Annotated in this window: 11 protein-coding genes; 4 read left to right on the forward strand and 7 right to left on the reverse strand. The window is 69.0% G+C overall.

Annotated features, from left to right (window positions below; translation table 11 throughout):
- Positions 1 to 112 precede the first annotated feature (112 nt).
- The gene (locus ASD56_RS06150; RefSeq protein WP_055962526.1) at positions 113 to 640 is read left to right on the forward strand and encodes a DUF1269 domain-containing protein; all 528 of its coding nucleotides are present in this window, start codon (positions 113 to 115) and stop codon (positions 638 to 640) included.
- Positions 641 to 681: 41 nt separating this feature from the next.
- On the opposite strand, the gene ASD56_RS06155 is transcribed toward ASD56_RS06150, so the two are convergent.
- From ASD56_RS06155 to ASD56_RS06165, 3 genes are read right to left on the reverse strand one after another with little or no spacing between them, the layout of a single operon-like run.
- Complete coding sequence (locus tag ASD56_RS06155; RefSeq protein WP_327043462.1) at positions 682 to 1,335, reverse strand: response regulator transcription factor; 654 nt, start codon at positions 1,333 to 1,335, stop codon at positions 682 to 684.
- Entirely contained in the window at positions 1,332 to 2,465 is a 1,134-nt protein-coding gene (locus ASD56_RS06160) for a sensor histidine kinase (protein WP_055962533.1), read from the reverse strand. The genes ASD56_RS06155 and ASD56_RS06160 overlap by 4 nt, the downstream gene beginning before the upstream one ends.
- 4 nt (positions 2,466 to 2,469) lie before the next feature.
- Complete coding sequence (locus tag ASD56_RS06165; RefSeq protein WP_055962536.1) at positions 2,470 to 3,177, reverse strand: DUF2306 domain-containing protein; 708 nt, start codon at positions 3,175 to 3,177, stop codon at positions 2,470 to 2,472.
- Between the two features lie 133 nt (positions 3,178 to 3,310).
- On the opposite strand from ASD56_RS06165, the gene glsA reads away from it, so the two are divergent.
- Together glsA and ASD56_RS06175 are read left to right on the forward strand one after the other, a co-directional pair.
- Positions 3,311 to 4,330 (forward strand): glutaminase A, encoded by a 1,020-nt coding sequence (glsA, locus tag ASD56_RS06170; RefSeq protein ID WP_055962540.1) that lies wholly within the window; start codon positions 3,311 to 3,313, stop codon positions 4,328 to 4,330.
- Complete coding sequence (locus tag ASD56_RS06175) at positions 4,327 to 5,979, forward strand: MFS transporter (protein WP_055962543.1); 1,653 nt, start codon at positions 4,327 to 4,329, stop codon at positions 5,977 to 5,979. The genes glsA and ASD56_RS06175 overlap by 4 nt, the downstream gene beginning before the upstream one ends.
- Before the next feature lie 214 nt (positions 5,980 to 6,193).
- Here the strand turns inward: ASD56_RS06175 and ASD56_RS06180 are convergent, their stop codons facing one another.
- Together ASD56_RS06180 and ASD56_RS06185 are read right to left on the reverse strand one after the other, a co-directional pair.
- Positions 6,194 to 10,579, reverse strand: a complete 4,386-nt coding sequence (locus tag ASD56_RS06180; RefSeq protein ID WP_055962545.1) for a S8 family serine peptidase — start codon at positions 10,577 to 10,579, stop codon at positions 6,194 to 6,196.
- A gap of 165 nt (positions 10,580 to 10,744) precedes the next feature.
- Positions 10,745 to 11,827 (reverse strand): serine hydrolase domain-containing protein, encoded by a 1,083-nt coding sequence (locus ASD56_RS06185; protein ID WP_055962548.1) that lies wholly within the window; start codon positions 11,825 to 11,827, stop codon positions 10,745 to 10,747.
- Between the two features lie 59 nt (positions 11,828 to 11,886).
- Here ASD56_RS06185 and ASD56_RS06190 point away from each other — a divergent pair, with 59 nt between their 5' ends.
- Positions 11,887 to 12,405 (forward strand): PadR family transcriptional regulator, encoded by a 519-nt coding sequence (locus ASD56_RS06190; protein WP_055962550.1) that lies wholly within the window; start codon positions 11,887 to 11,889, stop codon positions 12,403 to 12,405.
- 59 nt (positions 12,406 to 12,464) lie between these two features.
- On the opposite strand, the gene ASD56_RS16270 is transcribed toward ASD56_RS06190, so the two are convergent.
- Both ASD56_RS16270 and ASD56_RS06200 read right to left on the reverse strand, forming a co-directional pair.
- Positions 12,465 to 12,767, reverse strand: a complete 303-nt coding sequence (locus ASD56_RS16270; protein WP_055962553.1) for a DUF4234 domain-containing protein — start codon at positions 12,765 to 12,767, stop codon at positions 12,465 to 12,467.
- A gap of 137 nt (positions 12,768 to 12,904) precedes the next feature.
- Positions 12,905 to 13,666: an ABC transporter permease gene (locus ASD56_RS06200; protein WP_055962555.1), complete on the reverse strand. Its 762-nt coding sequence runs from the start codon at positions 13,664 to 13,666 to the stop codon at positions 12,905 to 12,907.
- Positions 13,667 to 13,672 lie beyond the last annotated feature (6 nt).

Genomic DNA, 13,672 nt, shown 5'->3' on the forward strand with positions numbered 1-13,672 from the left:
CAGGGACTCTCGAAACTGCGGTAGGCCCAGGCATAGGATCACAGCACCGTCAGGAAGCGAAGCTCGCAGGCGACCGGCCGAACGTTTCCGGCGTGGATCGAAGGAGATATCGATGGGCGCGCAGAACCTCGTGCTGGTGGTCGGGTCGTATGACGATGCTGCCGCAGCCTCTGTCGACTACGACGGACTCAAGAGCGGTCAGGATGCCGGCGGCTATGAGATCGTCGGCGCCGTTGTGTTGGAGCGCGACAAGGACGGAAAGGTCCAGGTCAAGGAGCACGGCGACAAGTCCGTCGGGCACGGTGTGGCCCTGGGTGCCGGCGCGGGCGTGGTCATCGGACTGTTCGCACCACCGCTGTTGGCGGCTACTGCGGTGGGCGCGGGCATCGGCGCAATCCTCGGCGCCATCAAGAAGGGGCACGAGGAGAAGAAGATCGGCGACGACATCGACGAGTACCTCGCGCCCGGGACGTCGGCGATCGTGGCGGTCGTGGACGACAAGTGGGCCGACCGAGTCGAGGACGCGCTGGTGCGCGCGGAGAAGCGCATCACCAAGGCGATCGACTCGGAGAACTACGAGAAGCTGCGCAAGGCCATCGAGGAGTCGGACGATGACATCGTCGCGCAGCTCAACTCCTAGCTGACCTTGATCCGGGAGAGCAGGCCGGCACCGAGTCCCGGTCAGCGTAGCGAGCGCCCGCCCTCGTGAGCCCAGATGGCGAGCTCGACGCGATTGCGCGCACCGATCTTCGTCATGATGCTGGCGATGTGCGTCTTCACCGTGCCGAGCGAGATGTGCAGTTCCCGGCCGATTTCGCCGTTGCTGAGCCCGCGGGCGACCGCCTCCACGACATCCTCCTCACGATCGGTGAGGGGACTCGGCGCGCGAGAGGTCCGCTGCGGGGCTGAGTCTGCGAACGCCTCGATCAGTCGCACCGTGACGGCGGGGTCGATCAGGGCGTCGCCGCGGGCGGCGGCGCGCACCGCGTCCGCCAGAAGCACGGGTCCGGCATCCTTCAGGAGAAACCCCCGCGCTCCGGCTCGCAAGGCGGCGAACACGTGCTCGTCGAGGTCGAACGTCGTGATCACGACGACGGGGATCGGCTCGGCGACGGTCGGCCCTGCGAGCTCGCGGGTCGCCTCGAGGCCGTCCATCACCGGCATCCGGATGTCGATGAGGCACACGTCAGGGCGGAGGCGCCGCGCGAGCGCGACGGCCTCGGCACCGTCGGAGGCGACGCCGACCACCTCGATGTCGGTCTGCGCGTCGAGGATCATCCGCAGGCCGGTGCGCACCAGTTCCTGATCGTCCGCGATCAGCACCCGCACGCTCACGCCGACCATCTCCGACGCGGAAGCCAGGCCGTCACGACCCAGCCGCCATCGGGGCCGGGGCCTGCCTCGCAGGTGCCGCCGAACAGCGCTGCTCGTTCGCGCATGCCCGCCAGACCGAACCCTTCGGGAGCGGATGCCGCGTCCCGCCCGTCGTCGCGCACTTCGATGTGGGCTCCGGTCTCGTCGATGCGCACGCTCAGCTCCACGCGCGTAGCAAGCTTCGCGTGCCGACGTGCATTCGTGACCCCCTCCTGGGCGATCCGGAAGACGGCCGCAGCGACAGGTGACGTCACGGCATCCGCATCTCCTTCCAGACGCACCTCGATGACGGGAGCACGGGGGCCGCCTCGATCGAGCCGGACGAGATCGTCCAGTCCCGGCATCGGGGCGAGATCGGGAGCATCGCCCGAGTGCCGCAGCACGCCGACGATCGAGCGCATGTCGTGCAGTGTGCGCGACGCCTCGCCCTCGATCGTGCGCAGCGCCGCGAGCGCGGCGGCGGGGTCGGTCGAGGCGACGGCCGTGCCGGCTTGGGCCTGGATGGCGATCGCGGACACGTGATGGGCGACGGTGTCGTGGAGGTCGCGCGCGAGCTGCTCGCGTTCGAGCATCCGCACGCCCTCGAGCTCGCGTCGACGCGCGCCCGCGCGCAACCGGAACGCCAGGCCGAGCGTGGCCGTCATGGCGGCGACGGCCAGCCCGCCGATGACGTCGCCGAGGACGGGAGCGCTGCCCACGAGAGACAGCCCGATGCCGCAGATCACGAGCGCGGAACCCAGCACGAGCGCGCGCCCGGATCCCCAGCGGAAGAGCGCGTAGAGCAGCACGAGGAAGTACGCCGTCGTGAACAGCTGCGAGTCGCCGCCGGTCACGATTCCGACGACCGTGCCGGCGCCGAAGGCGATGGCGAACATCAGGAAGGGGCGCGCTCGCCGCCAGAGCAGCGTCGGTGCCAGCGCGACGAGCACGCCGGCCCACAGCCAGCGCCACGGCACGTCCGGGCGGAGGGATGCCTCCAGCACCGCGAGCACGGGGACCAAGCCGACGAGCGGCCAATCCCGCCAGACCCGTCGAGGCGGCTCCGGCGATGCCGCCGGCGCTCCCCAGAGCTGGCGGACCGGGCTCGTCATGCCCTCATGATAGGTGCGCGACGGAGCCGGATGCCGGGGCGACGGCTCGCCTCAGTGGACCCGCGCCTCGTGCGCGACGCCGGATGACGACCTCGGCGACGGCGAGGTTGATGGCCCAGCCCGCGCCCATCAGCACCGTGTGCACGGTCTGCGACGGTGGCGTGCCGACGATGAGCGCGCACGGCAGGAACGTGAGCACCTGGGTGCCCGCCCCGAGCCCGATGGCATAGGCCCGCGTCATCCAGGCACTGTGCACAGCCACGTTCCCCCGGCGGATGGCGAGGAAGGCCACCACGAGTCCGCCGGCCATGACCGTCGCCAGCACGAGACGCATCACGTACAGGCCCGGTCCGTTGACCGCCGGCATGGAGTAGAAGAGCGTCATCCACAGTGCGGACAGTGCAGACAGCAGGCCGGCTGGGAGGGCGATGCGGCCGGCGATCCGATGCCAGTGCCTGCGGCGCAGGGACGGCACGAACTGGAGCGCGCCGAGGACGAGGAACACTGTCGACCCTGCGATGTGCACGATGACCGGGGCCGGCGATGTCACGAACCGGGCGTTCTCCGCAGTCACCTCTGCTCCGACCGCGAGCGACGTCACCCTCAGCGCGCCGGCGAGGATCGGGACCAGGCTCAGCGCGGTCAGGCCCGCTGGCACGAGCCATTCCGGGCGCTGGCGACGGGTCCGCACGAGCGCATCAGTGATTGTCATTGCGCCATGCTCGCGCTCTGGGCAGGTGCGCCGCATCGGCCTGCCGGCCGGACCCGCCTCAGCCGAACGGCCGATCCTGCTCGCACGGCCGTGCACTGACGCCGCGCGCTCGAGGCCCCCTAGGGTGAGCCCTATGCGGGAAAGCGAACTCGATGTGGCGGATGTGCAGCAGCGCGCCGGGACCGGGGCGCTTCCGCCGGGGGATCGGATCGACGACCTGGTCCGCGAGGCATACGGCCGCGCCCGCACCCACGCCGAGGGAGAGGTCGCCGACTACATCCCCATCCTCGCCGAGGCGGATCCAGCGTCCTTCGGTGTCTGCGTCGCAGGGGTCGACGGCGAACTCCACGAGATCGGCGACACCCGCATCCGGTTCTCGATTCAGTCGATCTCCAAGGCCTTCGTCTACGCGCTCGTCTGCGATGCCCTCGGTCATGAGAAGGCCTTCGACGTCATCGGCGTCAACAACACCGGGCTCGCCTTCAACTCCGTCGTCGCAATCGAGCTCAACGACGGCCACCCGATGAACCCCATGGTCAACGCAGGCGCGCTGGCGGCGACGGCGATGGTCCCCGGAGACACCGCTGCGGAGAAGTGGGATGCCGTGGTCTCGGGGCTGTCGAGATTCGCGGGTCGCGAGCTCGTCGTCGACGAGACCGTCTACCGCTCGGAGGTGGAGACCAATCTGCGCAATCGCGCGATCGCCCAGCTGCTCGAGAGCTATGGGCGCATCACCGTCGATCCGCTGGAGGTAGTGGACGTCTACACCCGCCAGTGCGCGCTTCTCGTCGACGCGCGCGACCTGGCAGTCATGGGGGCGACTCTCGCCGACGGCGGCGTCAACCCGCTCACCGGCGAGAGGGTGGTGTCGGCATCCGTGTGCCGCGATCTGCTCGCAGTGCTTGCGGCCACCGGCCTCTACGAGCGGTCAGGGGAGTGGCTGTTCGAGATCGGGCTTCCCGGCAAGTCCGGCGTCGCGGGCGGACTGGTTACGGTCGCGCCGGGCAAGGTCGGCATCGGAACGTACTCGCCGCCCCTGGATTCCGCCGGCAACAGCGTCCGGGGCCAGATCGCGACCGCCTACCTGTCCCGAGGCCTTGGTCTCAACATCTTCGCGTCCGACTCCCACTTCTCCGGAAGGACTCCCCGATGACCGCTCCGACGACCGTGGACGCCAGCATCCGCACCTCCTGGGTGCCGATGATCGGCCTCTTCCTCGCCCAGATCCTCATGTCGTACAACGTCTCGGCGCTTCCCGTCTCGCTGGGAGGGATGGTCGAGACGTTCGGCGTGCCACCCACCGACGTGAGCACCGCGATCGTCACTTACGGGCTCGTCGTCGCGGCGCTCGTGATGCTTGGGGCCAAGATCGGCCAGCGAGTGGGATGGGTGCCGATGTTCCGCATCGTCGTCGCACTGTTCGCGGTGTCGGCCCTGCTCATGATCTTCGCGCCGACCGTCGAGTATGTCATCGCCGCGCAGGCTATGGCGGGAGCGGCGGCAGCCATCATCGTCCCCTCCCTCGTCGCGCTGATCGCCGAGAACTACCGCGGCCGGCAGCAGGAGACGGCGATCGGGTCCCTCGGGTCGGCCCGCGCCCTCGCCGGAGTGAGCGCCTTCCTCATCGGCGGGACGCTCGCGACCCTGGTCGGATGGCGGCAGGTCTTCGTCGTGGTCCTCATCCTCGCGGTCGCGGTCTTCGTCCTCAGCTTCTGGCTCCGCGGGCTGCCCGGCAATCCCGCGATCAAGATCGACCTGGTCGCGGCGGCCCTCATCGGCTTCGGCATCGTCGCGCTCACGCTCGGCGTCAACAATCTCAACAACTGGGGCATCGTGCTGGCTCGCCCCGGAGCGCCGTTCGACATCCTCGGTCTCTCGCCGGCGCCGCTGCTCATCCTCATCGGTCTCGTGCTCGCGCAGCTGTTCTTCCTGTGGACGCGGCGGCGGACGAAGACGGGCAAGGTGCCGCTCGTCAGCCTGTCGGTGTTCGGGTCCTCGCGCGAACGCGCCGCGGTGTACGCGATGTTCATCGTCGTCGGCCTCGAAGCCGCGCTCAACTTCTCGATCCCCCTCTATATCCAGATCGTCCAGGGGCGGACGCCGTTCGACACGTCACTGGCGATGCTGCCGTTCAACCTCACGGTCTTCGTGACCGCGACCGTCGTCGTGCGGTTCTACCGCCGCTTCCCACCCCGCGTCATCGGGATGTTCGGGTTCGGGCTCACCACGATCGCGCTCCTGTGGCTCGCCTTCGTCGTGACCAACAACTGGGAGACCCTGCCCACGATCCTGGGCCTTTTCGTGTTCGGCGTCGGCCAGGGCGCCCTGGTCACGCTCGTCTTCAACGTGCTCGTGACCGCTTCGCCCAAGGAACTCGCCGGCGACGTGGGCTCGGTGCGAGGCACGACGCAGAACCTCGCGTCCGCGGTCGGCACCGCCGTCTCCGGCGCGCTGCTGATCGGCATCCTGAGCCTCAACGTCGTCTCGGCGCTCGCGGAGCACCCGCAGCTGACCCCGGAGCTCGTGTCGCAGGTCGACCTCGACAGCATCAACTTCGTCAGCAACGACCGCCTCGACGACGTGCTCACCGAGCAGACGGACGCCACTCCCGAGCAGGTTGATGCCGCCGTGGCACTGAACGAGCAAGCCCGGTTGAGCGCGCTGAAGCTCGGCCTGCTGATCCTCGCCGGCGTCAGCGCGCTCGCGATCGTTCCTGCCAGCCGGCTGCCCCGGTTCCGTCCCGGAGAGGTGCCGGAGTCCGTCGCGACCGGCGAGGCGACGAAAAGCGATCCCGCAGTCTGAGATTCGTCGGCGTGTTGTCCCCCAAATGGGGGACAACACACAGGTTCAGTCCTGTACCGTCCTTCTTTGGAGCGGTGCTCAGTTCCGGCTCATCCCCCCTGAGCTGATGAACGAGCACCGCTCTTCCACCAGCCATTTCCGCGCCACGCCGCTGGGGAAACACCGCGCCCCGCCGAACCGATGATCGGTTCGACGGGGCGCAGTGGTACTTCGGCTAGTCGCGCATCGAGGCGGGGATGCTCAGCATCACCGAGCTCGAGTCCGAGCCGTTCGCTCCGCCCTCTCCGTAGAGCATCAGCTGGTGCTCGTTGTTGATGTCGAAGCTGTACAGCGGCAGGAACCAGCCGCCGTTCTCGACGGGCACCATGCCCGACAGGTCCCACAGGCGACCCTGCGGATCCCACAGGGACGACACCGCGAAGTCGGGCGCGAGCTCGACCGTGCCGAGCACCCAGCCGTCGTCCGTGACCTTCTCGGCCGTCGCGTTATAGCCGTAGTCGGCGAGACGCGTCATGCCGCCCGTCTCCGTCCACACGAAGGCGTCGTCACCGCTCGTGCCGACCACGGTGCCCGACGCGTTCACATCGAGGCCCATCGCCATGTACTGACCCGGAAGCGTGCCGAGGTTGCGCACGGCGCCGGTTGCGGCATCCCACGTCACCGCATTCGGTGCGTACTCGGCGGTGTTCGCGTACCCGACGACGGTGCCTGCGGCGTTGATGGCCCGCGTCTGCGTGCCCGACGGGTCGTCCGACAGTTGCTCCAGCTTGTGGAACACTCCGTCGGGCGTGCGGGTGAACGGGTCGCTGTAGCTGTGCCACATGCCGTCCTCGCCCTGCTCCATGAGCTCGGCGAACCCGGTGACGATGCCGTCGTCGTTGATCGCCGTGGCGTAGCCGCCCGGGTACGCACGCCAATCCGGAACGCCGATGACCGTGAGCGCGCCGTCGGCCGTCCACATCGAGGGCTGGTAACCCCAGAAGCTGTCGGTCAGGATGCCGACCGCGGTCTGGTCCTCGTTGATGCCGAGCGCCATGCCGTGGCGGGAGTCGCCCATGTGGAGGTTGACGAACCCGTTCTCGGCGGACCACGTCGTGGGCGTCATCCGCTCCTCGTACTGACGGTCTCCGGCGACGACCCCGCCGTCGGTCATCTCAGCGCCGACGAACGGCCCGGCCCAGCCGACGACGTCGAGCTGCGGCACCTCGACGGCCTTGATCGCGACGCTGGCTGCGCCGATGATCGTGCCGTGCTCGTTGGCCACGCGCACGCGTCCGACCATGGCCTCGGTCGTCAACTGACGAGCACTGACCGTCAGCGCGCCCTCGACGGGCATGGTCTCACCCGGGGCGAGAGAGTACGTCGCATCCGACGTCGGGGTGACGGTGCCCTGACCCTTCGAGAACAGCTCCTGGTGGTAGTCGAAGGTGACACCCTCGCCCGGCACGCTGACTCCCGCGACCACGATGTAATACGTGCCCGGCTGCGGGTCGTCGATGACGATCCGCTCTGCGCCAACACCCGTGGTCGCGCTCTGCCCGATGGGGCGTCCGCCGAAGAACACGTAGAAGTCCAGGTCGGCGGACTCGCGAGCCGTGAGCGTCACATCCAGTCGCGTGGATTCGCGCGGGATATAGAGCATGTTCGCGATCTGCTCGCCCTGAGCGACCGTCGCGAACAGGTTCGTGACCGTGCCGATCTCCCCGGTCGCGACGTGGGCCTCGACGGCGCCGAACGCGTTCGTTCCCGTCATGCTCACGTCGGTCGGCTCGTGCATCGTCACCGAGTCGATGGTCGTCGACACCGGTGCCACGGTCAGGCCCTGCAGCGCCACCGACGCGGAGTAGGCGTTGGCGTCGGTGCCGGAGGTGCGGCGCGCCTCGATGACGAACTCCCAGACACCGGGCTTCGGGCGGTAGATCGCACGTGCGGTCGCATCGCACTCCGCGGGATCGGCGTAGTCCGTGTAGCAGTGGTTGCTCGCATTGGAGTCCGCCGGCATGCCGTCCGGGTCGACCGGGAGGATGCGCATCTGGCTGCCGTCGACGATCCCGTCGAGCGTCAGCTGCAGCGCCTCCACACCCGCGGGCACGGGCACCAGCACCGAGGTGCTGCCGCCGCGCGGCAGGACGCCGGAGTCGGTCACCGCGAAGTCCGGGCCGGTGAGCGGCGCGGTCGCGAGAACGGTCACGCCGACGAACTGATCGATACCGGGGGTCGCCGGGTCGTCGATCGTCATGATCGCACTGTGCAGGCCCGACGTCGCCGCGTCGGCCGTGACGGTCACGCCCGAGGCCTTGTCCTTTTTCAGGGGGAGGGAGCCACGTGCGCTGAAGGTGCCGTCGTTGCCGATCCACCCGATCTTGTGGCCGATGCTCTTGTCGGAGCCGCTGGTGCGGGTGACCTGGATCCCGTAGGTCTTCTCCTGACCGGTCACCTGTCCGCCTGCTTCGGGCAGGCAACGGTTGTAGACGCCCGCTCCGACGTGCGGGGTGTCGAGCATTCCCGACAGCGAGGTGCACACGGGTGCTGCGATCTCGAGCTCGTTGACCGAGACCTTCTTCGCGAGGGTCTTCCAGGCGGCGACGGTGTCGATGACACCCGCACCCTGTGCGGTGGTCGGGATGCCGGGGATCAGGCTCGCGGTGCCGATCAGCGCCGTCTTGAGCGCCGACGCCGAGACCGTGACCTTGGACGCCTTCGCCGCCGACAGCAGCAGTGCCGCGGAGCCCGCGACCTGTGGGGCCGCCATGGACGTGCCGTTGAACATGCCGTAGCCGGCGGGCAGGTCGTACCCCGTCTCGAGGACGGCCTGGCCGGGCAGCCACATCGGGATGGGCGACACCGCGGAGCCGGGAGCCGCGACCTGCGGCGCGAGGCCGCCGTTCTCAGCGGGGCCCCGCGACGAGAAGCCGAAGATGCCCTCGTCGGTCGAGACCTGGGAGCCGTAGTTGGCCCACCAGGTGGACGAGCTGACCGAGGCGGCGACCGAGATGACCTCGGCGGCGACCGACGGCGAGCCGACCGTGTTGGTGCCCAGACCATCGTTGCCCGCGGCGACGACGATCTGCACGCCGTACTGCTCGATGAGCTGGTCGTAGAGGTCGGCGATCACGTCCGAGCCGTCGTTGAGCGGCGGGAGGCCGCCGATCGACAGGTTGACGACGTCGACGTCGCGGTTCACGACCAGGTCGATCATTCCCTCGGTCAGTGCGGCCTGCGTGCAGCCGCCTGCGAAGGTGCACGCCCGCGACGAGACGATCTGCGCGCCGGGCGCGGCGCCGTGCATCTCGCCGCCGAACATCGAGGTCGCCGCGACGATGCCGGCGACGTGCGTGCCGTGGGCGCCGGACGGGATGCCGATGTTGACGAAGGTGCCCGTCGTGCCCGCTTCGCCGCCCGCGGGGGCCATGTCGACGCCTTCGCGGTACTCGACGACGAACGGGATCTGCTCGTTCTGTGCCGTTGCCGGGTCGTCGGCACCGAAGTGGCTCAGCTGCTGGTCGATTCCGAACGGCGCCATGGCGGGCTGGTTCGTGAAGTCCTTGTCGTTGTCGGCATCCACCCAGATCGTGTGCGTCGACGGCTCGTACAGCACGCCGAAGGCATCCCACTTGGTGCCGTTGCCGTCGAGGTCGCCCGAGAGCTCGGCACCCATCGTGTAGTACTCGTAGAAGTTGCCGATGAGGAACTCGCCTGCGGGTGCGGTCCACTCGTAGCCGGCGAAGCGGAACGCGGGGCCGCTCTTCGCGGTCGCCATCTCGACCCACGTGCCGTCGCGGTCCTGGATCGGATCGGTCGCCGTCACCCAGTCGATGATCTTGGGCTTGCCGTCGCTCGTCGTCTGGAGGGCCGGGTGGCCCAGGTCGACGCCGGTGTCGACGACGCCGACCACGGTGCCTCGGCCGTCCCACTCGGGATTCGCCGTGAGGAAGGAGAGCGCGCCGGTCTCGTCGATCGGCATGTACGGGTTCGCCGCCGGGGTACTCGCGTCGGGAGCGCTCGGGCCTGCGCCGAGTGCGAACGGCGAGGCGGTGACGCCGGCTCCTCGGTCGGGCGCGGGCACCTGGAAGGTGCGGTTCAGGTCGATCGCCTTGACGCTCGGCATCGCGGCCAGCGTGGCGACGGCATCGGTGGGCACGGTGGCCCGGACGTAGCCGAGTTCTTCGGTCGTCGAGCCGACGACGCCGCCGGCCTGGTGCACAGCGGCGATGATCTCCTCGTCGGCCCCGTCGCGGGCGAGCATCATGACCGTGACGGTCTCGGCCTCGTCGGACTGGGCCTGCTGCAGGAGCCGGGTGTCGGCTTCCCCCAGCTTGTCGGTGGCGTCGTCGGTCGATCCGATCGAGTCGATCGGGTGGAACCCGGCTTCTCCCTCGGGCTCGTAGAGCTTGTCTCCGGCCGCCTGCTGCTGATCGATCGCCTCGTCGGCGAGAGGGCGGTCGGCGGCGAATGGACCACTCGGGTCGGGCGCCGCCGAAGGGTCCCGCTCGGGGAGCGGCGTGGGCGCTGCCACGGCGGTCCCGAGCGGCGCGATCACCATCGCGGCGGAGATCAGCGCCGCTGACGCGGCCCCGACCAGCTTCTTACGTTTACTCATCGTGCTCCTTGGTGGGGGGTGAGCACGGCGTCATATCGGCGCCGGACCGTGCCCGGGCGCAGACGACGTTGTCCGCCCGGCACACGCGTCCGAATCTCTCAGCGCCGTTCCCCGAGGGCAATCGATAATGGCGGCGGATGAGTGCCATGGCACGTTGTCGCCGCGCTACCGCCCGCGGAGCACCCGCTGCAGCAGCTGGATGTGCAGCTGGAAGCTCCTCGTCATCTCCTTTGTCGAGTGGAGGTTGAGCACGATCGTGATGTCTCGCTCGGGGTCGGAGAACAGATGGACGCCGGTCACTCCGAGGTGGCCGATCGTGCGCGGGAGGCCGAGCAGCAGCGGGAAGAAACCGGGATAGCGCAGCTGCATGAGTCCGGCTCCGTAGTGGATGCCGGGGCGGAACCGGTTCTCGATCCGCGCCATCCTTGCCCGCGACTCGGCGCCGAGGAGCGCACCGGAGTGCCAGGCGGCGGCGAACCGGTGCAGGTCGTCGACGGTGGTGACGACCCCGCCTCCGCCCCAGTCGCAACTCAGGCTCTGCGCACGGCTGAGGTCGACGCCGTCCACCAGGATCGGCGCGATGTCGAGCGCGCGGCCGGGGTCCGGATCGACGGATGCCGCGCCCCCGGGCATCGTGTGGAACAGCAGGCACGAGGCATCCATCCCCGACGGCCCGAGGATGCGCTCGTGCAGCTGCGTGCCGAGCGGAGCGCCACCCGACTCCTCGATCACGCGGGCCAGCAGCACGTAGCCCGTGTCGGAGTACGAGAAGCGCTCGCCGGGGCGGCCGACCGGCCTCTGGTGCTCGCGGGAGAAGGCGAGCAGGTCCGCCGGGGTGTACTCCCGGTCGAGGTCCCGGGTCGCCTGTGCTGTGAACGTCTCTCCGGTGTCGTTGCGCCCGCCGAAGTAGTCGGCGACACCGCTGGTGTGGGTGAGGAGGTGAAGAGCGGTGACGGATGCCGCGGCATCCCCATCCGAGAACAGCCCGTCCGTCTCACCGGGCGGGAGCAGCGAGGGCAGGGGAGCAGTGAGGTCGAGGTCGCCGCGCTCTGCGAGCTGGAACGCGAGGGTGGCCGTCAGCATCTTGCCCACGCTGGCGGCATGGAAGCGGCGCGCGCGGTCTCCGGACGCGAACTCCACGCCCGGCGCGCGGACCAGCACCTGCGGGGCCGGCAAGTCGGGACGCTTGCGAGCGAACCGCTCAGCGATCGCGGTGAGATCGGATTCGATGTCGCGATAACGGGCCATGGCACTCCCTTGTGATATATCTAAGGGATAGGTTGCCACAGATGCGACAGGATGGGCACATGCAGTTCGTCATCCTGGGCCTGCTCATGATGCGGCCGATGTCGCTCTACGACCTCCATGCCCAGTTCTCGGCCGGTCCGTCGCTGTTCTACAGCGCCAGCTTCGGCAGCATCCATCGCGCGCTCCGGCAGCTGGTCGCCCAGGGCATGGTGACGGTCGACGACGCCCCCGACTCGGCTCGAGGGCGCAAGCTGCACACGCCGACGCCGGCGGGCGTGGACGCCTGGCGGCAGTGGATGCACGAGCCGATCGGCGGGTCGAATGCCGAAACGGCGATGCTGGCGAAGGTCTACCTCCTCGGGCTGCTCGACGACGGCGACGAACGCCGCAGCGCCGTCGCCGTGCTGAAGGCCAGCGTCACCGAAGAGCTCTCCGCGCTGCGCGCCGTCGCCGCCGACCTGGATGCGACCGACATCCCCGAGGAGTACGCCGGTGTCTTCCGGTATCAGCGGGCGACTCTGGACTACGGCCTCCGCTCCCACGAGCTCGCGCTGGCCTGGCTCGATGACCTGGTCTGAGGACGCGAAAACGGGCCGCACCCGGCAGGTGTGCGGCCCGTTCTGCGTTGCTGATGCGTTCAGCTGGCCTTGCGGCGGTTGATGCGGGCCTGCACGAACGCCTGGCCGATCCAGCCGAGGAGGAGCATGAGGGCGAAGTTCGCGCCCTTGCTGGCGCCGGTGACCTCTTCGATCGCCTTGGAGAGCGACCACAGGTAGATGAAGGACATGATCGGGACGATCAGCCACCAGGTCGTCATCGGCTTCGCGCCGTTGCGCGCCATGTCACCGCGGGTCTTGGCGTACCAGACGATCGAGTAGATGCCGAAGGTGATGAGGGGAAGCCAGAAGACGGCGGCCGCGGAGCGGTGGGTGAGATTCACGAGGGTCCTGTCGAGCGAGGGTGTAGGGCGCGGCGAGTACCGGTGCCGGTGCTCACCGTACAGGTGCCGAAGGCTCTCGCCGGACGAAAACGGGCCGCACCCTGCAGGGTGCGGCCCGTTCCGGCAGTGCCACGGGATCAGCTGATCTTGCGGCGGTAGATCGCCATCGCCCAGAAGTACGCGACGACCAGGATGCCGACGCACCACGCCAGTGCGATCCAGATGCCGTCGCCGACCGGCTGGCCGGCGAACAGGTCGCGGAGGGTGTTGACGATCGGCGTGACCGGCTGGTTCTCGGCGAACCAGGCGACCGGCGCCGGCATCGTGTCGGTGGGAACGAAGGCCGAGCTGATGAACGGCAGGAAGATGAGCGGGTACGAGAACGCGCTCGCTCCGTCCACCGTCTTGGCCGAGAGCCCTGCGACCACGGCCAGCCAGGTCAGTGCCAGGGTGAACAGCACCAGGATGCCGGCTACCGCGAGCCAGTCCCACAGGTTCGCCTCGGTGCGGAAGCCCATCGCGAATCCGACGCCGATCACGATGACCAGCGAGATGACGTTCGCCACCAGTGACGTGAGCACGTGCGCCCAGAGCGCGGCGGACCGCGCGATCGGCATCGACTGGAAGCGCTCGAAGATGCCGCCCTGCATGTCCATGAACAGGCGGTACGCCGTGTAGGCGATGCCGGAGGCGATCGTGATGAGCAGGATGCCGGGCAGCATGTAGTCGATGTACGACGTGCCGCCGGTGTCGATGGCCCCGCCGAAGACGAAGACGAACAGGACCATGATGGCCACCGGGGTGACGGCGGTGGTGATGATGGTGTCGGGGCTGCGCAGGATGTGCCGCAACGACCGACCGGTGAGGACGGCGGTGTCGCCGGCGAAGTGCGTGGTCATCGTCGT

Source organism: Microbacterium sp. Root166 (assembly GCF_001427145.1).
Taxonomy (GTDB): Bacteria; Actinomycetota; Actinomycetes; order Actinomycetales; family Microbacteriaceae; genus Microbacterium.

Excerpts from the sequence above, each read along its gene's own strand:
- ASD56_RS06150 (WP_055962526.1), top strand. The coding sequence starts at position 113 with ATGGGCGCGCAGAACCTCGTGCTGGTGGTCGGGTCGTATGACGATGCT.
- ASD56_RS06160 (WP_055962533.1), bottom strand. The coding sequence starts at position 2,465 with ATGACGAGCCCGGTCCGCCAGCTCTGGGGAGCGCCGGCGGCATCGCCG.
- ASD56_RS06165 (WP_055962536.1), bottom strand. The coding sequence starts at position 3,177 with ATGACAATCACTGATGCGCTCGTGCGGACCCGTCGCCAGCGCCCGGAA.
- glsA (WP_055962540.1), top strand. The coding sequence starts at position 3,311 with ATGCGGGAAAGCGAACTCGATGTGGCGGATGTGCAGCAGCGCGCCGGG.
- ASD56_RS06175 (WP_055962543.1), top strand. The coding sequence starts at position 4,327 with ATGACCGCTCCGACGACCGTGGACGCCAGCATCCGCACCTCCTGGGTG.
- ASD56_RS06180 (WP_055962545.1), bottom strand. The coding sequence starts at position 10,579 with ATGAGTAAACGTAAGAAGCTGGTCGGGGCCGCGTCAGCGGCGCTGATC.
- ASD56_RS06185 (WP_055962548.1), bottom strand. The coding sequence starts at position 11,827 with ATGGCCCGTTATCGCGACATCGAATCCGATCTCACCGCGATCGCTGAG.
- ASD56_RS06190 (WP_055962550.1), top strand. The coding sequence starts at position 11,887 with ATGCAGTTCGTCATCCTGGGCCTGCTCATGATGCGGCCGATGTCGCTC.
- ASD56_RS06200 (WP_055962555.1), bottom strand. The coding sequence starts at position 13,666 with ATGACCACGCACTTCGCCGGCGACACCGCCGTCCTCACCGGTCGGTCG.